Raw genomic sequence first — 26,689 nt, 5'->3', positions numbered from 1 at the left:
GGGTGTCGGGGCACCGGTCGGGCGCCGAACGGCCGGGCGGACGCGGGTCAGACGGTCAGCCGGCTCTTGATCCGGGCCATCAGGTCGTGCGCGTCCACCGGCTTGGTGACGTAGTCGCTGGCACCGGCGGCGAGGCTCTTCTCGCGGTCGCCGACCATCGCCTTGGCGGTGACGGCGATGATCGGCAGGTCGGCGTGTTCGGGCATCGCGCGGATCGCCGCGGTGGCCGTGTACCCGTCCATCTCGGGCATCATCACGTCCATCAGGATGACGTCGATGCCGGGGTGGGCGGCGAGGGTGTCGATCGCGGCGCGGCCGTTCTCGGCCTGCAGCACGCGCATGCCGTGGAGTTCGAGGATGCCGGTGATGGCGTAGAGGTTGCGGTCGTCGTCGTCGACCACCAGGACGGTCCGGCCTGCGAAGGCGGTGTCGAGGTCGTCGGCGGGCGGCTGGTCCGCGGTCTCGGCGCGGACCGGGGGCAGTACGTCGCCGGGCCGTTCGGCGCTCAGGTGCAGGGCGATCCGTTCGCGCAGTTCGTCGAGGCTCGCGATGAGTTCCAGCGGGCGGCCGGCCGCCCGGTCGTGCAGGGCCTGCTCCTCCTCGGCGCCGAGGCGGCGGCCGTGGTGGGCGAGGACCGGGACGCCGCGCAGGGCCGGGTCGCGGTGCATCTCGCCGAGGAAGCGTTCGGCGGCCCCGTCGGGCAGGTCGAGTTCGAGGACCACGCAGTGGCAGGGGGTGGTGGCCAGTGCGGCGGCCGCCTCCTGCGCGCCCACGGCGGTGACCAGTTCCACCGGGCCGCGGGTGTCGCCGCCGTGCGGGTGGCCGCCCGGGTCGGCGAGGTCGGCCAGCGCGCTCTCGGCGACCAGCGAGAGCAGGCCGCGGGGACGGTCCTCGACGACCAGCAGCCGGCGCGGCCGGACCGGCGCGGCGGCGGGTCCGGCGGGGGCGGTGCGCCGTTCGCCGCCGGCCGGGGTGCTCACGGTCGCGGGCTCGGTCCGGGTGCCGGGGACGCCGGGCCCGGCGAGGTCGGCGCGGTCGGCGCGGTCGGCGCGGTCGGCGCGGTCGGCGCGGTCGGCGGGCAGGTACAGGGTGAAGGTGGAGCCCTGGCCGACCGTGCTCTCGGCGGTGATCACCCCGCCGAGCAGGAAGGCGATCTCGCGGCTGATGGACAGTCCGAGGCCGGTTCCGCCGTACCGGCGGCTGGTGGTGCCGTCGGCCTGCTGGAAGGCGCCGAACACGGTCTCCAGGTGCTGCGGGGCGATGCCGATGCCGGTGTCGTGGACCCGGAACGCGATCACCGGGCCGCCGCGCCGCGCCGCCTCGGGCGCCTGCCGCTCCTCGACCAGCCCGATCCGCAGCTCCACGCCGCCGCGTTCGGTGAACTTGACGGCGTTGGAGAGCAGGTTGCGCAGCACCTGCCGGAGCCGGTAGTCGTCGGTCAGCAGGCCCTCCGGTACGTCGGGGGCCAGGGTCACCTCGAAGGTCAGGCTCTTCTGGCCGGTCAGCGGCCGGAACGTCGACTCGACGTAGTCCAGCAGGCGGCGCAGCGGCACGTGCTCGGGACTGATGTCCATCTTGCCGGCCTCGACCTTGGAGAGGTCCAGGATGTCGTTGATCAACTGCAGCAGGTCGGAGCCGGCGGAGTGGATGATGCCGGCGTACTCGACCTGCTTGGCGGTCAGGTTGCGGGCCGGGTTCTGGGCGAGCAACTGGGCGAGGATCAGCAGGCTGTTGAGCGGGGTGCGCAGCTCGTGGCTCATGTTGGCGAGGAACTCGGACTTGTACTTGGAGGCCAGCGAGAGCTGGTGGGCGCGGTCCTCGAGCTCCTGGCGGGCCTGCTCGATCTCCAGGTTCTTGGTCTCGATGTCGCGGTTCTGCGCGGCCAGCAGCTCGGCCTTGTCCTCGAGTTCGGCGTTGGACTCCTGGAGTTCCTCCTGCCGGGCCTGCAGTTCGCGCGATCGGGCCTGCAGTTCGGCGGTCAACCGCTGGGACTCGCCGAGCAGTTCGTCGGTCCTGGCGTTGGCGACGATGGTGTTGACGTTGACGCCGACGACCTCCATCAGCTGTTCCAGGAAGTCCCGGTGGACCTGGGTGAAGGTGCGGACGGTGGCCAGCTCGATCACGCCGAGCACCTGGTCCTCCACCACGATCGGGAGGACCACCAGCGAGACGGCCTCGGTGCGGCCGAGGCCGGAGGAGACCGTCACGTAGCCGGGCGGCAGGTCGTCGACGGCGATGGTGCGACGGCTGCGGGCCGCCTGCCCGACGAAGGACTGGCCGAGGCCGAAGCGCCGGACGGCCGCCCCGTCGTGGCGGGCGTAGGAGCCGATCAGGTTGAGGTGGGTGGTGTCCCCGGACTCCTCGGCGAGGTAGAACGCGCCGTACTGGGCGTGCACCAGCGGGGTCAGCTCGTCCATCACCAGCTCGGCGACCACGTCCAGGTCGCGCTGGCCCTGCATCAGGCCGGAGATCCGGGCCAGGCTGGACTTGAGCCAGTCCTGTTCCTCGTTGGCGCGGGTGGTCTCGCGCAGGGACTCCACCATGAAGTTGATGTTGTCCTTGAGGTCGGCGACCTCGCCGGAGGCGTCGACGGTGATCGAGCGGGTCAGGTCGCCGGCGGCGACGGCGCTGGTCACCTCGGCGATGGCACGGACCTGGCGGGTGAGGTTGCCGGCCAGTTCGTTGACGTTCTCGGTGAGCCGCTTCCAGGTGCCGGAGACGCCCTCCACCTCGGCCTGGCCGCCGAGCCTCCCTTCGCTGCCGACCTCACGGGCCACCCGGGTGACCTCGGCGGCGAACGAACTCAGCTGGTCGACCATGGTGTTGATGGTGGTCTTGAGTTCCAGGATCTCGCCGCGGGCGTCGACGTCGATCTTGCGGGTGAGGTCGCCGTTGGCGACGGCGGTGGTCACCTGGGCGATGTTGCGGACCTGGCTGGTGAGGTTGTGGGCCATGAAGTTGACGTTGTCGGTGAGGTCCTTCCAGGTCCCGGCGACGTTGGGGACCCTGGCCTGCCCGCCGAGGGTGCCCTCGGTGCCGACCTCGCGGGCGACCCGGGTCACCTCGTCGGCGAACGCGGAGAGCGTGTCGACCATGGTGTTGATGACGCCCGCCAGTGCGGCGACCTCGCCCTTGGCCTCGACGGTGATCTTCTGCGACAGGTCGCCCTTGGCGACGGCGGTGGCCACCTGCGCGATCGAGCGGACCTGCCCGGTCAGGTTGGAGGCCATCACGTTGACGTTGTCGGTGAGGTCCTTCCAGGTGCCGGAGACGCCGCGGACGGTCGCCTGGCCGCCGAGGTTGCCCTCGGTGCCGACCTCGCGGGCGACGCGGGTCACCTCGTCCGCGAACGCCGACAGCTGGTCGACCATCGTGTTGATGGTCTCCTTCAGCTCCAGGATCTCGCCGCGGGCGTCCACCCGGATCTTCTGCGACAGGTCGCCGCGGGCGACCGCGGTGGTGACCTCGGCGATCGAGCGGACCTGGGCGGTCAGGTTGTCCGCCATCACGTTCACGGACTCGGTGAGGTCGCGCCAGGTCCCGGAGACGTCCCGGACGTCGGCCTGCCCGCCGAGGCGGCCCTCGGTGCCCACCTCACGGGCGACCCGCGTCACCTCGCCCGCGAACGAACTCAGCTGGTCCACCATCGTGTTGATGGTCTCCTTGAGTTCCAGGATCTCGCCGCGCGCGGTCACGTTGATCTTCTGCGACAGGTCGCCCTCGGCGACCGCGGTGGCGACCTGGGCGATCGAGCGGACCTGCGCCGTGAGGTTGCCGGCCATCGAGTTGACCGAGTCGGTCAGGTCCCGCCAAGTCCCGGAGACGCCCTTGACGTCGGCCTGCCCGCCGAGCCGGCCCTCGGTCCCCACCTCACGGGCGACCCGCGTCACCTCGCCCGCGAACGAACCGAGCTGGTCCACCATCGTGTTGACGGTGTTCTTCAGCTCCAGGATCTCGCCGCGCGCATCGACCGTGATCTTCTGCGACAGGTCGCCCCTGGCCACCGCCGTGGTCACCTGGGCGATGTTGCGGACCTGGTTGGTCAGGTTGCCGGCCATGAAGTTGACCGAGTCGGTCAGGTCGCGCCAGGTCCCGGCCACGCCGGGGACCTGAGCCTGGCCGCCGAGCCGCCCCTCGCTGCCGACCTCGCGGGCGACCCGCGTCACCTCGCCCGCGAACGAACCGAGCTGGTCCACCATGGTGTTGACGGTGTTCTTCAGCTCCAGGATCTCGCCGCGCGCCGCCACGTCGATCTTCTGGGAGAGGTCGCCCTTGGCCACCGCCGTGGCGACCTGGGCGATGTCCCGCACCTGCGAGGTGAGGTTGCCCGCCATCGCGTTGACCGAGTCGGTCAGGTCCTTCCAGGTCCCCGACACCCCCGGCACCTCGGCCTGCCCGCCCAACTGACCCTCGGTGCCCACCTCGCGGGCCACCCGGGTCACCTCGGAGGTGAACAGCGACAGCTGGTCGACCATGCCGTTGAACACCAGGGCGATCTCGCCGAGCAGGCCGTTGGCCTCGACCGGGAGCGTGGTCCCGAAGTCGCCGTCCCGTACGGCGGTCAGACCGGCCAGCAGCAGCCGCAGTTCGGGCTCGCCGACCTGCGCCGCAGCGTGGCCGACCGCGTCGGCGTCCGGGCCGTCGGGGTGCGGCCCGCCGGGGTGCGCTGAGTCGGTGGGCGGCCGGTCGGCCGGGACACCTTGCGCGGGCACCTCGGGGGCCGGTGCCGCGCCGGCAGGCACGTCGTCGGTCGGCACTCCACCGGCCGGAGCTCCGTCGGCCGGAACTCCTTCGGCCGGAAGTCCGTCGGCCGTTGCGGCACCCGGGCCGGTCGCAGGAGCGGACTTGGTCGAGCCAGCCATCGAAAGTCGCCTCCGTGGCGGGCTGTGCCCCCGCCGTCGCCACTCCGGCCCGCGGCGCCGGCAGGTCGCGCCGGGCGTCTCGGGTTCACTCGCCGACACGGGAACGTGCCGCCTGGAGGCTACCCGACGGGTTCCACCGGGTGCGAACACTTCACGACATGTGTGCAGGACCCGCCGCCAGTCCGTGCAGCTCGAGCTCCGCCCAGACCACCTTCCCGGACGCGTCCGGGCCCGGGATGCAGCCCCACCGGCGGGCGAGCATCGCGACGGCGCGCAGCCCGTAACCGCCCAGCCGGCCGGGCGGCCTCGGCGGGATCGGGACGGCGGCCGGCGCAGCCGGGCCCGGCGGAGGCGGCGGGTCCGACGGGGCGGCAGGCATCAGGGGCGCCGGGGCGGCCGGGCTCAGGTCGGTGATCTCGACGCGCAGCGTGTGCGCGGCGACGGAGATCGCCAGTTCGGCGGCGCCGCCCGCGTGGCGGCAGGCGTTGGTGACGAGTTCGGAGACGACGAGCAGCACGTCCTCGGCCCGGGCCCGCCGCTCCGCGTCCTCGGCCGGGAGCCAGCCCCATTCCCGCAGAACGGACTCCGCGAGGTCGCGGCTGCGGCCGATGGCCCCGGCCCGGCCGGTCAGCGCGAGACGGCGGACCGGGCCCGGCCCGAGGGCGGACGTGGCGCCGACGGTGACCGTGGTGGTGCCCTGTTCCGCGTCCATGTCCGCACCCGCCTCTCCCGACGGCACCGGCCGACCGGTGCCGGACTTCCCGTACGTCCGTCTGCCCTCCCGTCTGCCCTCCCGCACCGCCGGAACACCTCACCGTCACCCCGCGGCCCCCGGCCGTCCCCACCGCGGCGGCAGCAGCGGCAGCACCGGCACCGGCACCGGCAGCCGGGCGGAAACCGCGGTGACTATCCGGTCGGAAGCGGGGCAGGCGAGGCGCTGTCAACGATTTGGAGGTCGTTCACCATGGTTCCTCTTCTGCTGGTGCTTCTGCTGGCCGTGATCCTCTTCGGCGCGGGTTTCGCTCTCAAGGCGCTGTGGTGGGTGGCGGTCATCGTCCTGGCGGTGTGGCTGATCGGATTCGTGGCCCGGGGCACCGGCGCTTCCGGCAGCCGGGGCCGCTGGTACCGCTGGTAGCCGACCGCAGTGACGTACGAGACCGACGTACGGCGGTGACGTACGAGGGAGCGCGCCTTCCGGGGTGCGCCCCCTCGTACGTTTCTCACGCCGTGCCGCGCTCCCACCCGCCCGCGCTCCCGCGCCCGCACCCACCGGCTCTGCCCGGTCCAGGTCCGGGCCGGCCGGGCCGGTCGAGGTGCCGCGGCCCGCGGTGCGAGGATGGAAGCCGACGGCATCCGGCGATCCGGCCGTCCGCCTCCCTCGCGGCCCGGCCGGTACGGGCCGGCAGGAGGCTCTCATGACAGCTCCCCTTCGCGGCCGGCCCGGCCTCGTGAGCGGCGGGCGGGCTCTCGGACCACGTCCCGGGGCGCAGGTCCTGCGGGTGGCGGTGGTCGGCTCGGGTCCGGCCGGCCTGTACACGGCCGAGGCCCTGGTCAAGCAGACCGCGCAGGCCGGTCGGACCGGTCCGGCGGGTCAGGCCGCCGACGGCTCCGCCGTGCGGGTGACGGTGGACGTCCTGGACCGCCTGCCCACCCCGTACGGGCTGGTGCGCTACGGCGTCGCCCCCGACCACCCGTCGATCCGGTCGATCGCCGACTACCTCCGGCGGGTGCTGGAGGACCCCCGGGTGCGGTTCCTCGGCGGGCTGCGGCTCGGCGGCGAGGTGACCCGCGAGATGCTGCTGTCCTGCTACGACGCGGTGGTGTACGCGACCGGCGCCCCGCTGGACCGGCGGCTGGGCGTGCCCGGCGAGGACCTGCCGGGCAGCGCGGCGGCCGCCGACTTCGTGCGCTGGTACTGCGGGCACCCGGACGCCGACCCCGGCCGGTTCGCCCTGGACGCGGCCTCGGTCGCGGTGATCGGGGCCGGCAACGTGGCACTGGACGTGGCCCGGGTCCTGGCCCGCCCGGCCGCCGACTTCGGCCCGACCGACGTACCGGATCCGGTGCTGGCCGCGCTGGCCGCCAGCCGGGTCCGGGAGATCCACGTGATCAGCCGCCGGGGGCCGGCCGAGGCCCGGTTCACCACCAAGGAGCTGCGCGAACTCGGCGAGCTGCCCGGTGTCGACATCGCCGTCGACGCCTCGCCCGGCCACCTCGCCGGGGCCTCCCCGGGGGACGGCGGGCGGCCCCCCGGCGCGGACCCGGTGGACCGCCGGGTCCGGGGCAACCTGGCCGTGGTGGCCGACTGGGCCGCCCGGCGGCCCGGGGGCGGGGGGCGCCGGGTGTGCTTCCGGTTCTGGCGCCGCCCGGTGGAGGTTCTCGGGCCCGGGCGGGTGACGGCGCTGCGGCTGGAGCGGACCGCCCCGGGCACGGCGGGCGGGGCGGTGGGCACCGGCGAGTACGAGGTGCTGCCCGTCCAGCTGGTGCTGCGGTCGGTCGGCTACCGCTCGGCACCGCTCGCCGGGGTGCCCTTCGACGAACGGCGTGCCGTGGTCCCCAACGCCGAAGGGCGGGTCCTGGGCGCCGACGGCCGGCCCCGGCCGGGCGAGTACGTCGCCGGCTGGCTGAAGCGCGGGCCGTCCGGCGTGATCGGCACCAACAAGGCGGACGCCGCGCAGACCGTCCGCTCCCTGCTCGCCGACCGGCTCCCGGGCGGCGCCCCGCCCCACCACGCGGACCCCGGCGCGCCGCCGCTGGCCGACCGGCTGGCGGCCCGCGGGGTCCACCCGGTGACGTACGCCGAGTGGCTGGGCATCGACGAGCGCGAGCACCGGACCGCCGCCGCGCTCGGCCGCGGCGAGCGGGTCAAACTGAGCGGCTGGGACGCCCTGAACACCGCGAGCGGCCACCCGCGGCCCGGCCGAACGGCCCACGGGATCGGGTGAGTTCACGCGAATCCCGCCCGCAGCGGCCGCGCGCTTGCCAGATTGTGGGGATGAGCCACCCACCGACCATCGAGGACCGGGCCGCCGCGGCCGGGTCGGGCCGCACCCGGCCGACGATCGCCAGCCCGTGGACCGGCGGCCTGATCGGTCTGCTGCTCGGCGCCCTGGTCACCGCCACCACCATCCTGCTCACCCTCCACCCGGCCGCCGCACCGTCCGGTACCGCCGGCGGCCCGCTCACCGCGCCGCCGGAGCTGCCCGGTTTCACCACCTACCGGTCGGCGGTGACCGCGCTCGACGCGGACAAGGGCGCGGCGGACGCCGACCGGGTCGCCGACGAGGACGCCCGAACCGCCGAGAAGCTCTCCGAGGCGTACGGCGGCGCCACCGGGCTCGCCCAGCGCTACGCCGACCGGCAGCTGGAGCAGACGTTCCTGCTGGTGGCCGTCCGCGCCAACACGCCCGGCCCCTGGGTCGGGTACCAGGATCCCGCGCAGCTCGGGCTGGTCCGGGCGCCGGAGGAGGTGCGGCGCATCGGCGAGGTGTCCTGCTCGATCGCCAACCGGCCGACCAACGCGGGCGGCACACCGGCGGACGACACCGTCGAGGTGGTGCTCTGCCAGCGGGCGGCCCACGGGCTGACGGTCCAGATCCGGTACCCCGGCGGCGACCTGCGCAACCGGCCGGAGCAGGTCGCGGAGCTGATCGACACGGTCTGGTCCCAGCTGTCCTGACGCCCGGTCACACCGTCCGGGCTACACCCGCTGCAGGTCGGTGCGCGCCGGTGCCGCGGCCCAGGCCAGCGAGTACCAGGAGAGCACCGCGAGCACGAGCACGCTCGGGAGTTCGGCGCAGTAGGCGAGGACCTGGGCGGTGAGCAGCGGGGCGCCGCGGTGCGCGGACCAGAGGTCGAAGAACGCGTCCATGAACAGCAGCACGGCGGTTGCTGAGGCGATCGGGCTGGTCGCCCGGTGCCGGCGGCGGACCAGCGCGGCCAGCAGCAGCAGCGCCGTCACCTCGATGAGGTCGAGCCAGACCCAGGAGTTGGACAGGTTGCGGGCACCGAAGTGGCCCTTGGCGGTGAGCGCGAGGACGACGATCCAGGGCAGCAACAGCACCGCGGCGGCCCGCAGCACGACCGGCAGGCGGCGGCGGATCGCCGGTTCGTGGGCGTCGAGTGCGCTGCGGAGATCGGCCATCAGCCGATCCTAACCGGGGCGGGCCGGTGTCCTGCCCGGGCCCCGCGCCCGGCGCCCCGGTTCCTCAAGAGGTCGTGCGGTTCCTCGGGGAGGTCGCGCGGTTCCTCGGGGAGGTCGAGCGTCAGGGGTCGAGGCCTTCGACGACGGCGACGGTCACCGCGGCGTAGGCGGCGTGCGGCACGATGTCGGCGATCCAGTCCGTGAGCGCCCAGGTGCGCGGGTCGGTGACCTTGAGGACGGTCATCGGACCGTTGGTCCCGATCAGCGCGCCGACGCCGGCCACGACGTAGGTGACGGCGGTGGACGGCCGCCAGCCCGCGGCACGCGCCACGCCCAGGATCATCCCCATGCCGACCCCGGCGGCGATCCCGGTCAGCGGGCCGAGGCCCGCGGTGCGGTTCTCCCGCTCCTTGCGGTCCCCCGGCACCTGGACGTGCACGGCCTCGGAGAGCTTCTCGACGGTCACCTCGGGGGTCGAGCTCGCGGGCCGGGCCCGGAGGACCATGTCGAGGTAGCCGACGGTGTTCAGCGCCGTCGTACCGGCGGCGCCGGCCGCGGCTCCGGCCAACGCTCCCTGCAGCAGCGTCGTCATGGCTTCTCCCGTGGGCTGGGGTGGGGGTCGCGGGCAGGTGGGCCGGCCGTCCGGCGGCATCGGGGGCACCGTGTCGGCGGCGACGGGCCGAGCCTCCGGCGCCGTACGCCCGTCAAGGCAGCCAACCGCCCGGCGTCCGCGAACACGCCAATCCAGTCAACACCCGGCCGACCACCGACGCCACCGGGCTCCCGCGCGCGCCGGCCCGGCGCTCGGCACGGCCGGGCCGGGCGGGCCAGCCGCTCCCCGATGACCTGTCGCATGGGAGGACGGCGGAGCCATCCGCCCGGCGCACGCCGGGTGGCGGACCCGCCATGGGGCCGGAAACAGTCGGTACATGACACAGACCACGTGGACCGAAGCCAGAATCCAGCTCCCTGCCACCGAGGGCGGTCACGCTGCGGATCAGGGTATGACCCGTATCGGCCCGGAGGGCTGGGTGCACGTGAGGCAGGACGGCGGGGGTTTCGCGTCCTACCCCCCGCAGTCGGTCTTCTCGATCACCTGGAAGAGCGACCCTTGGGCGGCGGACCGGTAGCGCATGCGGAAGGGCCCCGGCGTCCACCGGGGTCCTTCTCGTTGCGCAGAGCGCTCCCGCACCGCCGGAGGTGTTCTTCGCCGGGGCCGCCGGACCTGTCAGGCGTGCGGGGCGGCGGGCTTCCCCGGCTGCTGGGCGGCTCCGAGCGGGGCGAGGACGGATGCGGCCGACGCCACCGACTCGGCGAGCAGGGCAGCGGTGCGGCCCGCCTCGTAGAGCTGCTCGCGGGCGTCGCGGGCTGCCCGGAGCGCGTCGTGCGCCGCGTCGTCACCGGCGCCGCGCTGGGGCCCGATCCGGCCGGCGGCCTGTTCGCTGCTGAGGAACGAGGCCAGCTGGTCGAGGAGTTCGGGCAGCCGGGCGGTCAGTCCCGCGAGCGCCGCGACCGTGTCGACGGCGTCCGCCGAGTGCACCAGGCCGGGGCGGCCGTCGGGGCCGGCGCTCAGCGCGGCGGACCGGACCAGGTCGGCGGCTTCGGCGGTCAGCTCCGCGGTGGACAGGTTCACCGGCACGTGGCTGTTCATGGTGGTCTCCTTCGACGGGCCGGGCCCGGTGCGGACCCGGCCCTCGTCTGCCCCGGCCGGGGACGATCAGCCGTCGGCGGACGGAAATTGGCCGGGACTCGCCCCCGCCTTCCGGGACCGCCGCGGCCCTCGCGACCCGAGGTCGGCCACCGTGCCGCCGGACGGATGGGGCCGGGGGAACCGCGCGGATGGTGGGGGCACGGCCGGAAGCGGCGCCGACAGGGCGGCCCGGGCCGGTCCGGGCCGGCCCGACTGTCTTGACTTCAACCGAAGTTCAGCTTCTAGGTTCACCCGTGCGCCCCCGGAACCGTCCGGCGGCAGGCGACCGAGCGCGAGGAGAGCCACCATGTCAGGAACCGGAACCGGAACCGTCACCGGAGCCGTCACCGGAACCGCAGCCGCCGCCGAGGTCCCCGAGCGCTACCGCCGGGCCGTGGTGCCGCACCTCATGGTCGACGACGCGGTTGCGGCGATCGACTTCTACCGGCGCGCGTTCGGCGCCCGCGAGGACGTCCGGATCGACCCTCCGGGAGGCGGGGTCCTCCATGCGGAGGTCAGCATCCACGGGTCGGTGCTGATGCTGGGCGACGCCGGGGCGGCGGAGGCGGGGGCGGCCTCCTTCGCGCCGCCGCGCGTGCTCGGCGGCGGGACCTCCGTCATGCTGCACGTGTTCGTCCCGGACGTGGACGCTCTCGCGGAGCGCGCGGCAGCGGCGGGCGCCGAGGTCCTCCAACCGCCGACGGACATGTTCCACGGAGACCGGACCGCCGTCATCAAGGACCCGTCGGGCCACCTGTGGGTGTTCCTGACCCACCTGGAGGACCTCTCGGCCCAGGAGCTCGCCCGCCGGGCCGCCACCTCCGCAACCGCCGACGAAGCACTGACGGCTGAGGGCTGACGGCTCACGGCTCACAGCTCACGGCCGGGTGCGCCGCTCAGCGCTGCGGGGCGACCAGGCCCAGCTCGTAGGCGGTGATGACGAGTTGGACCCGGTCCCGGGCGCCCAGTTTGGTGAACAGCCGTGAGACGTGGGACTTGGCGGTGGCGACCGTGATGAAGAGGTCCTCGGCGATCTCGGCGTTGGAGCGGCCGCTGCCGACCAGGGTCAGCACCTCCCGTTCGCGCTCGGTGATGACCTCCATCGGCCGTGTCCGGGCGGCACCGCCGTGGGGCGGGAGAGGGGTTCCGGGGCGGCCGAGGAAGTCGGCGATCAGGCGGCGGGTGACGCCCGGGGCGAGCAACGCGTCCCCTGCGGCGACCACCCGGACGGCGGCGAGGATGTCGTCCACGGCCATGTCCTTGACCGCGAAGCCGCTGGCCCCGGCCCGCAGTGCGGCATGGACGTGCTCGTCCTCGTCGAAGGTGGTCAGGATCAGGACCCGGGTGGCCGCCGAGGCGCCGGTGACCCGGCGGGTGGCCTCGATCCCGTCCATGCCGGGCATCCGGATGTCCATCAGCACCACGTCGGGGGCGGTCTCGGCGGCCAGCCGGACGGCCTCGGCGCCGGTGGCGGCCTCGCCGACGACCTCCAGGTCCGGGTGGTCGGCCATGATCACCCGCAGGCCGGACCGGAGCAACGGCTGGTCGTCGGCGAGCAGGACCCGGATCATCCGGCCACCGCCGGGCCGTGGGTGTCGGCGGGCAGCGGCAGCCTCGCCCACACCCGGAAACCGCCCTCCGCGCGCGGCCCGGCACTGAACGCGCCGTGCAGCAGCGCGACCCGCTCCCGCATCCCGATGATGCCGAACCCGTGGGCCGTGCCGGGGTGTTGGGCCCCGCGCCCGCCGTCGACGACCTCCACCAGCAGTTCCCCGTCCCCGTATTCGACGGTCACCCGGCAGTGCGTGGTGGCCGCGTGGCGGACCACGTTGGTCAGCGCCTCCTGGACGATACGGTAGGCGGACAGGTCGATCTCGGCCGGGATCGGACGCTGTTCGCCGCCGCGGAGCACCTCCACCCGCACACCCGCGTCGGCGGTCGCCGCGGCCAGCCGGTCGAGGTCGGCGAGGCCCGGTACGGGTGCGGCGGAGGCCGGGCCGGCGCCGGCCGGGTCGGCCTGACGGAGCGCCACCAGGGTGCGTCGCAGGCCCGCCAGGGTCTCCCGGCCGGTGGCCTCGATCGCCCGCAGCGCCTCGCGGGCCGCGGCGGGCTGGGTCTCGATCACCCGGCTGCCGACGCCGGCCTGGATCGCGATGATGCCGATGCTGTGCGCCACCATGTCGTGCAACTCCCGGGCGATCCGCAGCCGTTCGGCGGTGACGGCCTCGGCCACCGCCTGCCGGCGCAGGGCCGCCCCGTGCTCCCGGCGCTCGCGGACGAGCAGCCCGACCACGTACGCGGTGACCATCGCCAGCAGGGCGACCACGCTGATGGCGACCAGCCGGTCGGGTCCGTAGGCGAAGCCTCCGGCTGCCAGCAGTTGCACGGTGGCCGAGACGGCGGCGGCGGCGAGCACGACCGGACGGCTCCGGGTGGCGGCGACGAAGCCGAGGGCGATGTCCGCCGCCAGGAAGGCCAGGAACCGGTCCGGCTGGAAGACATCGCGGCTCAGCACCACCAGCACGAGCGAACCGGTCAGCGTCAACGCCAGTGCCAGCAGCGGCTTTTGGCGCAGCACACCGGTCAGCAGACCGACCGCCAGCACGGCGGCCAGGCCCTGGAAGGTCCCGGACACGGTCGGCGCGCCGGTCGGCAGCAGCAGCACCGTGAGCACGTACAGCAGGCTCCCGCCCCAGAGCGCGGGCCACCCGGCCGCCACCGGTCCGGGTCTTCCGTGGGGGCCGTTGCGGCGGGCGGCGACGGCGGGCCCGTCGGTGCGGGTACGAGCGGTGGTGTCCATGCCGGGACCCTAGACGGGCCGACCGCCGCCGGGCATCCGCCCCGGGGCGTACGCCCGAGGGAGGGTCGGGGCCCGGCGACTGCCGTCCGCGGCGGGAGACCGGTGGGTCGTCGGCCAGGGTCCCGGGGGCAGGGTGCGGGGTGTCGGCGCTCTGCGGCGGTCTGTGCGCAGCGCGGGCCGGGGCCCAGGGGGCTGGTCCGCGCAGCGCGGTCACCGTGGTGGCGACCGCCGCCGGTGCCGCCGACGGTCTCCTCCATAGCCACACCGTGGTGGTGACCGCGTGGCGGCGCCTGGTGCAGAACCGGGGTCCGGGGTCCGGGTCCGGGGTCCGGGGTCCGGGTCCGGGGTCCGTTGCCCGGCGAACTCACCGTCACCCCGGCGGTGGCGGGCTCGTGGACGGTGTGCCTGCGGTGGCCGCCGGTCACGGGTCGTCGTCGCGGGTCGTCGTGGCGGCCGTGGTTGCCGGGTCCTGCGGTGGGTGAGGCGTCCCCGGTCACCGCGGCGCGCGGCGGCGGGGCCGGGACGGGATGTGGACCCGGAAGCGGCCGTCCACCGGGTCCACGGTCGCGGGCAGGAGCCGGCCCACCTGCAGCCCGGAGTGCGCGGACCGGTCCCAGGTCGCCTCGAAGGTCGGGAAGCCGGGGCCGCTGATCCGTACCCGGAGCCGGACGCCGTCCACCTCGCCGTCCCAGGGGATGGCGGTCAGCTCGAGCACCTCGGCGGTCGCGGCGGCCCCGGACCGGTCGAGGCTCCGGTTGTCCGCGCGTTCCCGGCGGGTGTGGACCATCACGCCGATCCCGAGCGGCGTCATGATGAGGGTGAAGCCGGCGCCCACGATCAGCAGCGCGGTCCCGGCGGTCACCGATTCGGCCAGCAGGGCCGGTCCCAGCAGGGCCGTCACCACCCCGACCAGGTGGCGCAGCAGTGCGCCCGCCGGACCGACCACGGGGACCTGCGTTGGCCCGGGCTGACCGCCTCCGGGCGGTCCCTGGGCCGGCCGACCGGCGGTCAGGCCAGGCCCGCGTACAGGAATCCGCCGGGGTTGGCGGGGTCGGGCAGCAGCCGTACCTGGTCGCCGGCCCGTGGGATCTGCAGCTTGGAGACCAGGGTGCGCAGGGTGAGCTGGTCCTGTGCCGGGCCGGCCGGGCGGACCACCAGGTCGACGACCGGGTCGTAGTTGACCAGGCGGCCGGTGTCGGCGATCGACACCACGACGGCGGGGACGGTGGGCGCTCCGGCGGCGAGCAGTTGCTGGACCTCGCCGGCCGACCGGTGGCCGGCGATGGACTGCTGGATCGCGGCGAAGTCCTGGCCGCCGACGAAGGCCTTGGTCATCCGGCCGTAGAACCCCTTGCCCTCGGCGATCTGCCCGACGATCTCCTCGGCCTTCTCCTCGCGGCTCCTGCGGCCCTTGCCGAAGATTCCCATGTCTCTGCGTTCCTCTCTTCTGTGCCACCTGCTCGGTGTCCGATGCGTTGGACGCTATGGGGCCCGCCGCGCCTACCGATCCCAGGTTCCGAGCCGAGGGACGGTCCGAGGCCCGAGGGGCCCGGGCGTCGGTGATCACCGGGCGCCGTACGCTGGGCCCATGGACTCACCCAGCGGGCCGACGGGGACCTGCGTTCCGCGTGCGATGGTCATCGACCGTGCCTGGCGTGCGCTGGGGCCGGGGCTGGAGCCGCTGAGCGGGCCGGGCGGCAGCCCGCTGACCCGGACCGTGAAGCTGGTCCTGCTGCCGTTGGTGGTCCGCCCGTCGCTGCACACCTCGCTGGCGGCGGACTTCCTGACACGCTCGCAGGCCGCCGAGTTGGAAGGGCTGATCAGGGAGGCCGGCGAGTGCCTGGTGGCGACTGCCGCCTGGTTCACGCTGCTCAAGCGGGCCCGGCGGGCGCTCGGGATCGTCGCGGGCAACCCGCAGGACCTGTACTTCCAGCGCTGCTTCGAGCTGGCCACCGTGCACGGCGCCCCCTCGGACGGCGCGGCGCCCGGCTCATCGATGCCCAGCGCCTCAGTGTCCGGCTCATCGGTGTCCGGCTCCCCCGCGCCCGGCGCCTCGGTGCGCACCGCCGAGGGCCGAGCCAGGGCGGCCGTCCGCGAGATCGCGGAGGCGGGCGGCGGACGCACGGTGGACGCGCTCAGGGAGCACCTCGCCGATCCGGACCGCCGTGCCGCGCTCGACCGGACCCTGCTCGCGGCCTGGCAGGAACGGGAGTTGACGCCGGCCGGAGACCTGGCGGCCGTCTCGGCGCTGGCGGCCGAGGCGCTCGACGCGTGCGCCGCGCCGCGCACCGGGCCCGGCGAGAGCGGCGCCACCGCCCCTGCCGCCGGGGTGGCGGGCGCGGCCGCGTTCGCCGAGCTGGTCGACCGCGGGTCGGGCAGTGCGCTCGGCCGGGCGCTGTGGGCGGGCCGCGCGGACGCCCTGTGGGGGCGCGCGGACCTGCCGGCCCACCTGGAGCTGACGGCGCACCGGGTGCCGCCGCGTCCGGAGACCGGCCGTGGCGCGTCGACCGCGACCCTCCCGCCGCCGCTCGACCGCACCCTGTTCGAGCGGGTGTTCACCGTCCTGCAGTCGTCGGGGCGGGACGCGGACCTGCCGCCCGTGCCGGAGCTGGTACGGCGCGAGGCCGGCCGCAGCTGCCAGCCGCTCGGCCTCGGCGACGAGAGCCTGCGGGTGGCGGTGGTCCTCGGCGGCTGCCTCGCGGTCGGCCTGGACCCGCTGGGCTCCGGGCGGCCGCCGGGGCCGGGGACCGCCGCCCACCGGCTGGTGAACCGCCGCTGGCAGCGCGAGGCGTCGGTCCTGCGGGCCCGCCGGATGACCGCCGTGCCCGACCCGGACGGCGGCACGCTGGCCGAACTCGCCGCGGAGCTGCGCACGCCGTGGGTGGCCTACCTGCGCCGGCTCTGGGTCAGGCTGCACGGCCGCGATGTGCGGGACGCCCCGCTGGACGGTCCGGCCGCCGCGTGGGAACTGCTCGACGGGGTGGCCCGCTCGGTCCTGCTGGACCACCGCGGCCGGGTGCGCAACGCCCTGCGCGCCCTCTCGGCACCCGCCGTACCGCAGCTCGTCGAGGCGAGGAGCGCCTGATGTCCTGGCTCACCGTCGGCAGGACCGCGGACGGCGAGGTCCGGATCGTGCCCGGGACCACGCCGGAGATCGCCGAACCCGCCGCCGCCCGGCCCGTGTTCGCGCAGGCGGTGCTCGATGTCGCGGGTGCGGTGCTGACCTGGCCCGTACCCGGCGACCCGGCGCCGCCGACGGCCCTGGTGCATGACGGCGCACGGGCGCAGCAGTGGCTCTGGGCGCTGTACGGGCCACCGGCCGCGGCTGCGGTCGCGGCCTGCGCCGAGGGGCGGTCCGGGCCTGTCTCCGTGCCGTCCGGGCCGGCCGACCCACGGCTGTCCGCCGATGCGGCCCGGTTCGCCCTCGGGCTGTGGGCGGCCCGGTGGTGGCCGGCCTCGGACCGGGACGGGATCCCGGCGCTGCCGGGCGACCTGCTCGGTCTGGAGCTGGCCGCGCTGGGCCACCGGTGCCAGCAGCTGTTCGACGGCTCCGGCGACCAGGTGGACGACTGCGCGGCGGATCTGCTCGACGCCCACCGGGCGGCGGTCGGCCCGCTGCTGCGGTGGTGGCGCACGACTGCCGAGCGGGTTCCGGGTCCGGCTCCCGTCCCGGTTCCGGCGCAGGTGGCGGAGGTGCTCCGGCTGGTCGACGCGTTGGCGGACCTCACCGGCCTGGACGGTCCCGAACTCCGGCTGCTGCGCGAGGAGTTCGACGGGCAGGCGCCCGAAGCCGGCTCCCGGGAGGGTGCGCTGTCGCCGCTGTCGGGCTTCGGCGCACTGTTCGCCCGGCCGGGCGGGTACGCGCTCGCGGCGGGCGGGCCGGTGACCGGCTCCGGTGCCGCCGCGCTCGGGTCCGCTGCCGGGGCGGGGCTCGGTCGGGTGATCGCGCGCGGTGCGGGGTCCTGCGACTGGCGGCGCTACCCGCCCGGTTTCGTCGATGCGGCCGAGGAGGCGGTCTCCTGGACGGCCAGGGCGCAGGGGTCCGGCCGCCGGATCGAGGTCGAGGCGCTCGCGGGAGCCGTGGTACCCGCGCCCGGGGTGTTCCTGGTCGCGCAGGTGCGGGTGGGCGGCGAACCGGCCGCACGGATTCCGCTCGCGCTGCGGGACGACGTCTGGTTCGGCCGGGCGGACCTGGTACTGCCGGAGTCGGCGGCGGCCCGGATCGAGGTGGACGTCCTGCTGCCCGGATTCGGCGGCCCCGACGACGGCCCACCCGCCCTGGCGGCCGACCGCGAGGCCGTGCGCACCCTGGCCCGCCACCGACTGTCCGGGGCGTCCGGTCCCATCCCGTACGACTCCCCCGCCCGGCCGTTTCTCGCCGAGATCGCCGCGGCCGACGCCGCCGAGGACTTCTGACGCCATGCCTCCTGCCGATGCCCAGCAGACCCCACAGCCCGACCCGACAGACGAGGCCGCGCCCCCTGGCCGGGCGGACGCGCTGGGCCCTCCGGAGCAGGCGGACCCTGCCGCGGCGCCGCTGTTCGGTGAACCGTTCGACAGTGGGCTGGCGCTGTTCGAGGACCTCCAGCTCACGGCCGACCTCCCGGCGGCGCTCGCCGTCCTGCGCCGCCTGCTGGCGGCCGCCGAGGCGCTCGACGACTCGCCCGATGTCCGCTTCCTGCGCGCCCATCTGCTGGCCAACAGCGCCATCGTCCGTCTCTCTGCCTCCGAACTCCCCTACGCCGAGGACGACTTCATCGGCTCGCTCGAGCTGCTCCACTCCATCGAGGCCGCCCCGATGGGCCCGCGCGGGCGGCAGCTGTGGCTGGACGTGCTGCTGAAGACCTTGCTGGGACGGGCCGAACTGCTGCGCCGCTCCGGGCGGCTGGACGAGGCCGCCGGGTGCCTGGACGAGGCGGACGCCCGGCTGCCCGGGTTCGCCGGGGACGGCACCCGGGCGGCCGAACTCGGGCACCACCGGGTCCTGTTGCTGATGGCGCGCAGCGAGTGGGGCGCGGCGGAGGAGCTGGCGCTCGCGGTACTGGACACCACGCCCGCCGAGGTGGAGACCCGGCCGCGCCTGTTCACCGCAGTGGGTCTGGCCTGCGCCTCGACCGGGCGGTTCGACCTCGCGGAGGACTGGTTCACCCGCGCCGAGGAGGGTTTCGCGCTGCTCGGCGACGTCGGCGCACGGCAGGAGCTGATCGCCGACCGGGCGTACACCGCCATGCGGCGCGGCGACTTCGACACCGCCGAGCAGCTCTTCGCCGAGGCCTCCGCCGTCTTCGAGCGGCAGCGCCGCTTCGGCGACCTGGCGGTCTGCGAGCAGGCCCGCGGCTTCCTCGCCGCGCAGCGCGGCGACGCCGCCGGGGCCCTGGCCCTGACGGAGACCGGGCTGGCGCGGTTCCAGCAGCTCGGCGCCTCGCTCGCGGCGGCCGACACCATGCTGCTGGCCGCCCGGCAGGCGTACGCCCGCGGTGACCTCGACGAGCAGCGCAGGCTCACCGAGGGCGCCCGCGAGGTGTACCAGGCGCAGGGTGTGTACGAGCGCTGCGCACAGGCCGATCTGATGCTCGCGGCGAGCATCGAGGACGCCCTCGACCGACTACCGGGCGCCGCCGACCCGGCCCCGTCGGCCGCCGACCCGGCAGTCGACGCCCCGGAGGCCGACGCCCCGCCAGGAAGCGCCGCGGCGGGCGACCGGGCGGCGGCGCTGGACGCGGCGCTCGCGCTGGCCGTACCGGCGGCGCTGGCGGTCGAGGCGTTCCGCTTCGACTTCGCGACCGGCCACGCGCGCAGTCAGTGGCTGGAGCTGGCGCAGGAGGGGATGCAGCTGGTGTTCCGGCTGGCACAGCGGCGCGGGGACCAGGGGTTGCTCTTCGAGCTGGTCGAACACCGCTGCGCCGGGGCCGCGTTGACGCTGGGCCGGGCGCCGGGCCCGGCGGTGGCGGCTGCGGTGTTCCCGGACCCGGCGGCGAAGGTCCGCGCACCCGCGGCCGTCCCGGGGTCACCTTCCCCGGTGCTCGGTGCCGTCGCCGCGGAGGCCGCCGCCTCGGTGGGGCTGCGGGCCGCTCCCCCGCCGCCGGTGCTGATGTCACCGGCCTCGCCGCGTACCGCGCTGCAGGAGTACGCGCAGGCCGCCCGGAGCCGCTATCACCGGGCGGTCGTGAGCGGGCCCGCGGTGGCGTCGTGGTGACCGCGGGCGCGCCGGCGCGTCCGGTCGTGCTGCTCAGGCTCGCCGACGCCGGGGACCTCCATCTGACCTGGCGCTGGACGGCCGGCGCCCACGGCTACGGCAGCGGGTACGCGCCCGCCGCCGAGGTCGAGCAGGCGGTCCGGGCGCTGGCGGCGGCCCTGCCGGGACCGGGCGAGGCGATGCAGCACGCCCTGGAGGCGGGCGCGTTCGCCGACCGGCACGGTGAACTCCGCCTGGCCCGGGCGCTGGCCGAGGCGCTGTGGCCGCCAGGGCTGACCGAGCAGCTGCGGCACGTGTCGGGGGCGGTGGGGCGTCCGGTGGTCCGGATCCAGCCCTCGCCGCGGGTCGCCCAGGTGCCGTGGGAACTGCTCACGGTCGATGCGGACGACACCCGGCTGATCGACCTCGCGGACGTCGCGACCGCTGCGCCGCTCTCGCTCCGCCGCCCGCCCGGTCCGGAAGGACCGGAAGGTCCCCAGGGACCGGAGGCTCAGGAGGCACCCCGGGTGCCGTCCGCCGGACGGGACGCGGTGGTGCTGGTGCTCGACCCGAGGATCCCCGGGTTCCGCGCGGACTCCGTGCTCGGTTCGGTGCTCGGCCCGCCCGGGTCGGACCCGGAGCTGCTCGCGCTGGTGGGGCGTCACCTCGATGCGGGGACCGCGGTGCCGGCCGTGGCCGCCCCGGCGGAGGCGTTCCGGCGCAGCGACCTGGACCGTGACTGGCTGGGCGGCGTGCTGCGGGCGGGTGCGCGCCGGCTGCTGTACGTCGGGCACGTCAGCGGCGCGCCGGTCGGCGGTGGCCAGAGCGAGGACGCGGCGCTGCATCTCGCCTGCGGGGCGCAGGTCGCAGGCCTCGCCGAGCCGGTCCGCGGCCACCGTCCGCTGTCGGCGAAGGACCTGCTGCTCGGCACCCTGGCGGGGCGGGCGGACGGTGTGCCGGGGGCCCGGCTGTGGCCGGCGCCGAGCAGGGTCGCGTTGATCGCCTGCGAGAGCGGTGGTGACCTGCGCTTCGCCGAGTCCTTCGGGCTGGCGGCGGCGATGCTCCACAACGGCGCGGAGCTGGTCACCGCGACCCGCTGGACGCTGCCGACCAGCTTCGCCTTCCACCAGCTGGCGGGCCTGGACGCGTCGGTCCGCCCGCTGTCGGAGGCGGTCACCGCAGTCGACGCCGCCCACGACCACCCGGACCCGGTCGGCGCGCTCGGCGGGTGGCAGCGGCGGCAGCTGGCCCGCTGGCGTACCGGCCACCGGATCGAGCACTCACCCTTGTTGTGGGCGGCCCTCACCTGTATCACCGTCTGAGAGGAGCTAACACAAAGCCTTCGCGAGGCCATGTCTCGTCGTTCGTCCGCTCGTTGGTCCGTCCGTGGGGAAGCTGAAGGTCCGCCGTGGGTGGTATCGGATGATCTGTGGGCACGTATCGAGCCATTGCTGCCGGTGCGGGAGCGCCGGTCGCGCAATCCAGGTCGGTTGCCTCTGGACGATCGCGGGTGCCTGCAGGGGATCCTGCTCGTGCTGCACACCGGTGTCCAGTGGGAGTGGCTGCCGCAGGAGTTGGGCTTCGGCTCGGGGATGACGTGCTGGCGCCGGCCGCGGGACTGGCACGAGGCCGGCGTCTGGGACCGGTTGCACCAGGTCCTACTGACCGAGCTGCACCGTGCGGGGAAGCTGGACCGGTCGCGGGCGGTGATCGCCGGCTCCCACCACCAGGCCCGTCGGGGCGGCCCAAAACAGGTCCGAGCCCGGTCGACCGCGCCCGGCCGGGCTCGAAGCACCATGTCATCACCGACGGGCGCGGCACCCCGCTCGCCATCACCCTGACCGGCGGGAACCGCCACGACGTCACCCAGCTCCTGCCACTGCTGGACGCGATCCCACGCATCCGAGGAGCAACCGGCCGACCCCGTCACCGCCCGCGCCAGCTGTTCGCCGATCGTGGCTACGACTTCGACAAGTACCGCCGGCTGCTCCGGAAACGGGGTATCAAGCCGGTCATCGCCCGCCGCGGAGTAGCGCACGGCTCCGGCCTGGGGACCGTCCGCCGGGTGGTCGAGCGCACCAACGCCTGGATCCACGGCTTCCGACGCCGCCGCATCCGCTGGGACATACGCGACGACATCCACGAGGCGTTCCTCAAGCTGGCCTGCTGCGTGATCACCTACCGACGCGTCCGAGCTTTGTGTTAGCTCCTTTAAGCCGTGACCGCTACGGGTGGCACCGGCCTCGGCCGTCGCGCCGGAGGGCGCCGCCGCCCGGCCTGTGCGGGAGCCGAGCGACGTTCGAGCGTCAGGCGGGACGAATGTGCTCGGCCTGCGGGCCCCTCTGGCCCTGGGCTACGTCGAAGGTGACCTTCTGGCCCTCCTGCAGCTCGCGGAAGCCCTGCGCATCAATGTTCGAGTAGTGGGCGAACACGCGGCCGCCGTCCTCCTGCTCGAGGAAGCCGAAGCCCTTCTCGGCGTTGAACCACTTCACGGTGCCGTTGGCAATGCTGGTTCCTACCCGGATCGGTGCCGGGCCTGCTCTGTGCGGGCCCGTGCGGAGGTGATCGCCAAGGTCCGGAGGTGCATGCGCTGGACAGCAAGAACGCCCGCGGGCAACGACCGCGGGCGCACACTCGGAACCACGACTGCTCCGATGACGGTACCCAGCGAACGGCATCGGCGCGGGCCGACGCTCTGCAGAATGCCGGGCCATCAGCTCCGTACACGATGCACTGGATGGCCTGCTCTTCCTGAAATCGATGTCTATCGGACAGCCCGCGTCTTGGAAAGGGACGAGCGCTGGCGGGGTCGCACCCAGGCGCGAGCTGCCTGAAGGCAACCCACTCAGGTGCCAACGAGCATGCCGTGCAGCAAGCCCACCTCGGCCTCAGCCCGTTTCCGAGCCCGAGCCCAAGCCCAAGCCCAAGCCCGCTAGCTGTATTGGCCCGACAGCGGCGAGTGTCAGTAGGTGGCTTTACGCTGTCGCCGTGAACATTGACGATCTTGAGTGGCATGCGAAGCACTACAGTGGCATTTCCTGGAAGCTGATAAACCTCCTACTGAAACAGGGACATCTGGACCTGGTGATCCGGGCTGCGCATGAGAAAGGTGAATGGTCCTGTGCCGAGGCGGCGGCCCGTGAGCTCTTCCGGACCGGAGAGTACGAACGAGCCCGCGACGTACTGGAACCCTTCGTCGCGGCAGGCTGGCAGCCCGCCGTCTGGGCGACGGCGGAGACCCTGATCCAGTGGGGTCGGATCGACGAAGCGCTGGCCCTGGTCCGTCCGGACGAGACCGGGCCCACGCCGGACCGTGTCTGCTTCGACTTCGCCAAACTCCTGGCCGCTGCCGGGCGTGTGGACGAGGCGATCGAATTCCTGCAGCCCCACCTCGGCGGCTGGTGGCTGACGTCGTGCCTCGTCGAGATCACCGATGGGCAGGACCGCGACGCCCGGGTGCTGGAGCTGCTGGACCCAATCGCGCAGAGTGCCCGGCGTGCCAGGGGCGAGGGCCGGTGGAACCATCCTTGCAGCAACGCGCAGCAGCTGCAGGCCCAGGTCCTGGAACGCTCCGGCCGCGCCGACGAGGCGATCCGGATCCTCGGCGCGGACATAGCCGCAGGCCACTTCCTGACTCAGAACACCCTCACCGCGTACGCCGAGCTCCTCCTCCGTCACGGGCGCATCGAGACCCTGCGTGAACTGGGCACCGGCAACCGGGCGGGCGTTGTTCTCCAGTACTACACACGGGCCCTCGAAGGCGCTGGGAAGGCCGATGAGGCGGAGAGGGTCCTGCGGGAGTTCATCGGCTCCGACGAGTATCCGGACCGCTTCCGTTGGCCCCTGATCGATCTGCTGGCTCGGCAGGGCCGCGTCGACGAAGCCGTCGAGGCGGGACGCCCCACGTTCGACCACCACGACGCCTGCCTCCTGGAGGGTGTCATCCACCTTCTCCAGAAGGCCGGACGCCCCGAGGATGCCCTGGCCCTCCTCGACGAACGCAGCGCCGAGTTCGTCGAGGAACACACCTCCTGGTTCGCCTCAAACCGGCTGTGGCTGCTGGGCGAGGCCGGCCGGCACGAGGAAGCCCTCGACTACGCCGCGACCCGACCCGCGGACGAGTACCGCTTGAAGGAAACGACGGCCTGGCTGCTGGCAGACTCCGGCCGCGTCCAAGAAGCCGTCACGCTACTGCGGACCGGAGACCCCCAACACCTTTCGGAGCTGGCCGAGCTCCTGGTCCAGCAGGGACGCGCTGCCGAGGCGATCGACGTCCTGCCCACGCTCGCCGAACAACGCGCGGCGTATGAGCCGGGGACGCCCATCGCAACCGATGAGAACGGCTACGCCCTTGAGCCCCCCGTCTAATACCGGAATGGGTATTTCCGTGACGAGGCTTCGGCTCTTGAGCTGAAGCCTCGTCTCTTACGCTGACCGGTCCCGGTGCTGGAACCAATGACGCCTACGTGAGCACAACAACCGCCTTAAGCCGCCGAACGCCGAGCGCCGGACGCCGACCACCGGGGCTCATCGCGTCGGCACGGCCGTGGAGGGCTCGGAGGGTGTGCTGGGCTCGGAGGGCGTGGCGGGTTCGGAGGGCCCGGCGTCGAGGCCCGTACCGGGGACGGTCTGGCTGGCCACCAGGTCCCGGTAGGGGCCGCAGCGGGCGAGCAGTTCGCGGTGGCCGCCGGCGTCGACGACGGTACCCCGGTCCATCATGATGACGTGCTGGGCGTGCTGGACGGTGGAGAGCCGGTGGGCGACCACGATGACGGCCCGGGTCGCGGCGAGTTCGGAGACGATCGCCCGGAACCGCTGTTCGTTGAGTCCGTCCAGCTGGCTGGTGGGCTCGTCGAGCAGGACGATCTCGGCGTCGGAGAGCAGGGCGCGGGCGAGGGCCATCCGCTGGCGCTGGCCGCCGGAGAGGTCGGATTCGCGGCCCAGCGGGGTGTCCAGGCCCTGCGGGAGGCGGGCGATGTCCTCGGTGAGGCCGACGGCCTCGAGTGCGGCGTCGAGTTCGGCGTCGTCGGCCCGGTCGGTGCGGCCGAGCTGCAGGTTCTCCCGGGCGGTGGCCTCCAGCAGGGTGAACGCCTGGTCGACGTAGGCGATCCGGCCGCGCAGCGCGTCCAGTGGCCAGCTCCGGACATCGTGGCCGAGGACGGTGATGGTGCCGGCCGTCGGGCGGATGAACCGGTCGATCAGCGACAGGGTGGTGCTCTTGCCGGCCCCGGACGGGCCGACCACGGCGGTCAGGCCGGTGCGGGCGGTGGTGAAGGAGATGCCGCGCAGCGCGGGCTCGGTGGAGCCGCCGTGGGTGTAGCCGACGGAGCGGAAGACGACCGAGGGGGCGTCGGGCTCCGGGGTCGGGACGGCGCGTTCGGCGTCCCTGGGGTCGGTCTCCGGGGGCAGCGCCAGCAGTTGGTTGCAGCGGTCCCGGGCGGCCAGGCCGGCCTGGAGGCGGCCGGTGCCGGTGGCCAGCGTGTTGACGGAGGGGATGGTCTGCAGCAGGTAGAGCAGGAAGGCGGCGAACTCGGCGACCTGGAGGTCCCCGGCGGCGAGGCGCGCGCCGCCGGTGAGGATCACGGCGATCATCGCGAGCTGGTTGCCGAGGGTGAGGACCGCGGGGATCAGCGAGCCGAGGCGGGCACCCACCAGGGAGACGGCGCGCAGCCGTTCGGCGTCGGCGGCCAGGGCGCGGGCGGCCACCGGTTCGGCGCGGTAGGCCTTGATGGTGGTGAGGGCGTCCAGGTCGGCGGTGAAGCGCTGGGCGAGGTGTCCGACGGCGTCCTGCTGGCCGGTGACGTTGGCCCGCATCCGGCGCAGGATGAGCAGGACCAGGACGGTCAGGACGGCGAGCGCGAGCACGGTGACCAGGGTCAGCACCCAGTCGATCCAGACCATCACGACCAGGGTCGCCGCCACCGTCAGTGCGGCCAGCGGCAGTTGGACGGCGACCTCGACGACCTGGCGCAGCAGCAGGGCGTCCGAGGTGATCCGGGCGGCGATCTCGCCGGTGCCCCGGGTGCGGACGGTGGCCAGCGGCAGCCGCAGGGCGTGTTCCATGATGCGGACCCGCAGCCGGTAGGTCAGCCGTTCGCCGATGCGGGCCAGCAGGAAGCCGGACAGTGCCTCGGCGAGGGCGCCGCCGAGCGCGGCCGCGCACATCAGCAGCACGTCGGGGGTGAGCGGCCGGTGGGCGGAGAAGTCGGTGATGATCTCGCGCACCAGCAGGGGGAGGGCGAGGATCGCGCCGGTGGCTGCGAGCGCGGCCAGCAGGGACAGGGCGAGCCGGACGGGCTCGGCGGTCAGTTCGGCGCGCAGCCGTACCGGGTCCGGCGGGCGGCTGGCGGTGCGGGTGCTCTGGTCGGCCACGGGCAGCCTCTCTGGTGGTACGGACGGCGGTGCGGCGGCGGTGACTCGGGCCGTCGAGGGCGCGCGGGGGGCGGTCCGGGGCGGCGCAGCGGCCGTGCGACGACGGTGCCGGCGGGATCACGGCGTCGCCGGTCTGCGGCGGACGACGCCCCAGACCGGCGGAGTTGCTGGTCCGGGCCGCAGCGGGGTGTCGCCGCTGCGGCCCGGTGGGCCGGCCGGGCCGGTGGTGACGGCCCGGTCGGCTGTTCCGTGTTCCCCGCCCTACCGGACGGGCGGACGGGTCAGAGGCAGAGCAGCGTGGAGACGGTGCTGGTGCCGCAGTTGAGGACGCTCAGCGAGCTGGTGCTCGCCAGGGTGTCGTCGATCGGGGCCGCCTCGGTCTCGGGCAGCTCCATGGTCTGGAGGTCGAGGATCGCCATGACTTTCTCCTTCATCTTCTGAGGGTGAACAACCCGGCCGGCGGCCGGGGGCCTTGGGTGCGCGCGGTGCGCACGGATCAGAGGCAGACCAGCGTGGAGACGGTGCTGGTGCCGCAATTGAGGACGCTCAGCGAGCTGGTGCTCGCCAGGGTGTCGTCGATCGGGGCCGCCTCGGTCTCGGGCAGCTCCATGGTCTGGAGGTCGAGGATCGCCATGACTTTCTCCTT

General features: G+C 74.4%; 23 protein-coding genes. 10 read left to right on the top strand and 13 right to left on the bottom strand.

All coding sequences use genetic code 11. The annotated features are described in order from the left end of the window. Window positions 1-47 precede the first annotated feature (47 nt). Both AC2TEW_RS03570 and AC2TEW_RS03565 read right to left on the bottom strand, forming a co-directional pair. Window positions 48-4,757: a HAMP domain-containing protein gene (locus tag AC2TEW_RS03570; RefSeq protein WP_484621786.1), complete on the bottom strand. Its 4,710-nt coding sequence runs from the start codon at window positions 4,755-4,757 to the stop codon at window positions 48-50. A 256-nt stretch (window positions 4,758-5,013) separates the two neighbouring features. Beyond that, complete coding sequence (locus AC2TEW_RS03565; RefSeq protein WP_484621785.1) at window positions 5,014-5,574, bottom strand: ATP-binding protein; 561 nt, start codon at window positions 5,572-5,574, stop codon at window positions 5,014-5,016. A 252-nt stretch (window positions 5,575-5,826) separates the two neighbouring features. Between AC2TEW_RS03565 and AC2TEW_RS03560 the strand changes: the two genes are divergently transcribed. The 3 genes from AC2TEW_RS03560 to AC2TEW_RS03550 all read left to right on the top strand — a co-directional run bounded on the left by AC2TEW_RS03560 (window position 5,827) and on the right by AC2TEW_RS03550 (window position 8,541). Beyond that, window positions 5,827-5,997 carry a hypothetical protein gene (locus AC2TEW_RS03560; RefSeq protein ID WP_033825083.1) on the top strand — a complete coding sequence of 57 codons (171 nt, stop codon included), beginning with the start codon at window positions 5,827-5,829 and terminating at the stop codon, window positions 5,995-5,997. A 280-nt stretch (window positions 5,998-6,277) separates the two neighbouring features. Then, entirely contained in the window at window positions 6,278-7,807 is a 1,530-nt protein-coding gene (locus tag AC2TEW_RS03555) for an FAD-dependent oxidoreductase (protein WP_484621784.1), read from the top strand. Window positions 7,808-7,857: 50 nt separating this feature from the next. Next, window positions 7,858-8,541: a hypothetical protein gene (locus tag AC2TEW_RS03550; RefSeq protein ID WP_484621783.1), complete on the top strand. Its 684-nt coding sequence runs from the start codon at window positions 7,858-7,860 to the stop codon at window positions 8,539-8,541. Window positions 8,542-8,562: 21 nt separating this feature from the next. On the opposite strand, the gene AC2TEW_RS03545 is transcribed toward AC2TEW_RS03550, so the two are convergent. From AC2TEW_RS03545 to AC2TEW_RS03535, 3 genes are all read right to left on the bottom strand, one after another. Further along, on the bottom strand, window positions 8,563-9,006 hold the full coding sequence (locus tag AC2TEW_RS03545) for a hypothetical protein (protein WP_484621782.1): 444 nt from the start codon (window positions 9,004-9,006) through the stop codon (window positions 8,563-8,565). Window positions 9,007-9,127: 121 nt separating this feature from the next. Next, the gene (locus AC2TEW_RS03540) at window positions 9,128-9,598 is read right to left on the bottom strand and encodes a hypothetical protein (protein WP_484621781.1); all 471 of its coding nucleotides are present in this window, start codon (window positions 9,596-9,598) and stop codon (window positions 9,128-9,130) included. Window positions 9,599-10,234: 636 nt separating this feature from the next. After that, window positions 10,235-10,657, bottom strand: a complete 423-nt coding sequence (locus AC2TEW_RS03535) for a hypothetical protein (RefSeq protein ID WP_484621780.1) — start codon at window positions 10,655-10,657, stop codon at window positions 10,235-10,237. Window positions 10,658-11,003: 346 nt separating this feature from the next. On the opposite strand from AC2TEW_RS03535, the gene AC2TEW_RS03530 reads away from it, so the two are divergent. Next, complete coding sequence (locus tag AC2TEW_RS03530) at window positions 11,004-11,555, top strand: VOC family protein (RefSeq protein ID WP_484621779.1); 552 nt, start codon at window positions 11,004-11,006, stop codon at window positions 11,553-11,555. Between the two features lie 37 nt (window positions 11,556-11,592). On the opposite strand, the gene AC2TEW_RS03525 is transcribed toward AC2TEW_RS03530, so the two are convergent. The 4 genes from AC2TEW_RS03525 to AC2TEW_RS03510 form a co-directional block, all read right to left on the bottom strand. Continuing rightward, window positions 11,593-12,267: a response regulator gene (locus tag AC2TEW_RS03525; protein WP_484621778.1), complete on the bottom strand. Its 675-nt coding sequence runs from the start codon at window positions 12,265-12,267 to the stop codon at window positions 11,593-11,595. Continuing rightward, a complete protein-coding gene (locus AC2TEW_RS03520) occupies window positions 12,264-13,496 on the bottom strand; it encodes a sensor histidine kinase (protein WP_484621777.1) in 1,233 nt (410 codons plus the stop codon). Before AC2TEW_RS03520 ends, AC2TEW_RS03525 begins: the two co-directional genes overlap by 4 nt. A gap of 493 nt (window positions 13,497-13,989) precedes the next feature. Continuing rightward, a complete protein-coding gene (locus tag AC2TEW_RS03515) occupies window positions 13,990-14,442 on the bottom strand; it encodes a hypothetical protein (RefSeq protein ID WP_484621776.1) in 453 nt (150 codons plus the stop codon). Window positions 14,443-14,504: 62 nt separating this feature from the next. After that, window positions 14,505-14,924, bottom strand: coding sequence for a hypothetical protein (locus AC2TEW_RS03510; protein ID WP_484621775.1), 420 nt, complete (start codon window positions 14,922-14,924; stop codon window positions 14,505-14,507). A gap of 160 nt (window positions 14,925-15,084) precedes the next feature. Here AC2TEW_RS03510 and AC2TEW_RS03505 point away from each other — a divergent pair, with 160 nt between their 5' ends. From AC2TEW_RS03505 to AC2TEW_RS03485, 5 genes are all read left to right on the top strand, one after another. After that, the gene (locus AC2TEW_RS03505; protein WP_484621774.1) at window positions 15,085-16,581 is read left to right on the top strand and encodes a hypothetical protein; all 1,497 of its coding nucleotides are present in this window, start codon (window positions 15,085-15,087) and stop codon (window positions 16,579-16,581) included. Next, complete coding sequence (locus AC2TEW_RS03500; RefSeq protein WP_484621773.1) at window positions 16,581-17,912, top strand: hypothetical protein; 1,332 nt, start codon at window positions 16,581-16,583, stop codon at window positions 17,910-17,912. Before AC2TEW_RS03505 ends, AC2TEW_RS03500 begins: the two co-directional genes overlap by 1 nt. A gap of 4 nt (window positions 17,913-17,916) precedes the next feature. Then, complete coding sequence (locus AC2TEW_RS03495; RefSeq protein WP_484621772.1) at window positions 17,917-19,692, top strand: hypothetical protein; 1,776 nt, start codon at window positions 17,917-17,919, stop codon at window positions 19,690-19,692. Then, window positions 19,686-20,993 (top strand): CHAT domain-containing protein, encoded by a 1,308-nt coding sequence (locus AC2TEW_RS03490; RefSeq protein WP_484621771.1) that lies wholly within the window; start codon window positions 19,686-19,688, stop codon window positions 20,991-20,993. Before AC2TEW_RS03495 ends, AC2TEW_RS03490 begins: the two co-directional genes overlap by 7 nt. A gap of 30 nt (window positions 20,994-21,023) precedes the next feature. Continuing rightward, a protein-coding gene (locus AC2TEW_RS03485; protein WP_484621770.1) for an IS5 family transposase occupies window positions 21,024-21,877 on the top strand; the annotation gives its coding sequence in 2 pieces (ribosomal slippage) (window positions 21,024-21,420 and window positions 21,420-21,877; 855 coding nt in all). Between the two features lie 100 nt (window positions 21,878-21,977). Here the strand turns inward: AC2TEW_RS03485 and AC2TEW_RS03480 are convergent. Beyond that, complete coding sequence (locus AC2TEW_RS03480; RefSeq protein ID WP_484622051.1) at window positions 21,978-22,178, bottom strand: cold-shock protein; 201 nt, start codon at window positions 22,176-22,178, stop codon at window positions 21,978-21,980. A gap of 481 nt (window positions 22,179-22,659) precedes the next feature. Here AC2TEW_RS03480 and AC2TEW_RS03475 point away from each other — a divergent pair, with 481 nt between their 5' ends. Next, a complete protein-coding gene (locus AC2TEW_RS03475) occupies window positions 22,660-24,039 on the top strand; it encodes a tetratricopeptide repeat protein (RefSeq protein ID WP_484621769.1) in 1,380 nt (459 codons plus the stop codon). Window positions 24,040-24,198: 159 nt separating this feature from the next. Here AC2TEW_RS03475 and AC2TEW_RS03470 read toward each other — a convergent pair whose 3' ends face one another. The 3 genes from AC2TEW_RS03470 to AC2TEW_RS03460 form a co-directional block, all read right to left on the bottom strand. Beyond that, window positions 24,199-26,043, bottom strand: coding sequence for an ABC transporter ATP-binding protein (locus AC2TEW_RS03470; protein ID WP_484621768.1), 1,845 nt, complete (start codon window positions 26,041-26,043; stop codon window positions 24,199-24,201). Window positions 26,044-26,324: 281 nt separating this feature from the next. Then, window positions 26,325-26,477, bottom strand: coding sequence for a SapB/AmfS family lanthipeptide (locus tag AC2TEW_RS03465; protein ID WP_484621767.1), 153 nt, complete (start codon window positions 26,475-26,477; stop codon window positions 26,325-26,327). 62 nt (window positions 26,478-26,539) lie between these two features. Continuing rightward, the gene (locus AC2TEW_RS03460) at window positions 26,540-26,677 is read right to left on the bottom strand and encodes a SapB/AmfS family lanthipeptide (RefSeq protein WP_350639260.1); all 138 of its coding nucleotides are present in this window, start codon (window positions 26,675-26,677) and stop codon (window positions 26,540-26,542) included. Between the last annotated feature and the right edge of the window lie 12 nt (window positions 26,678-26,689).

It is taken from the genome of Kitasatospora sp. NEAU-CNBT7, assembly GCF_057220535.1.
Note: the sequence above shows the minus strand (reverse complement) of the source record. Positions and strands in the feature narration are given on the sequence as shown.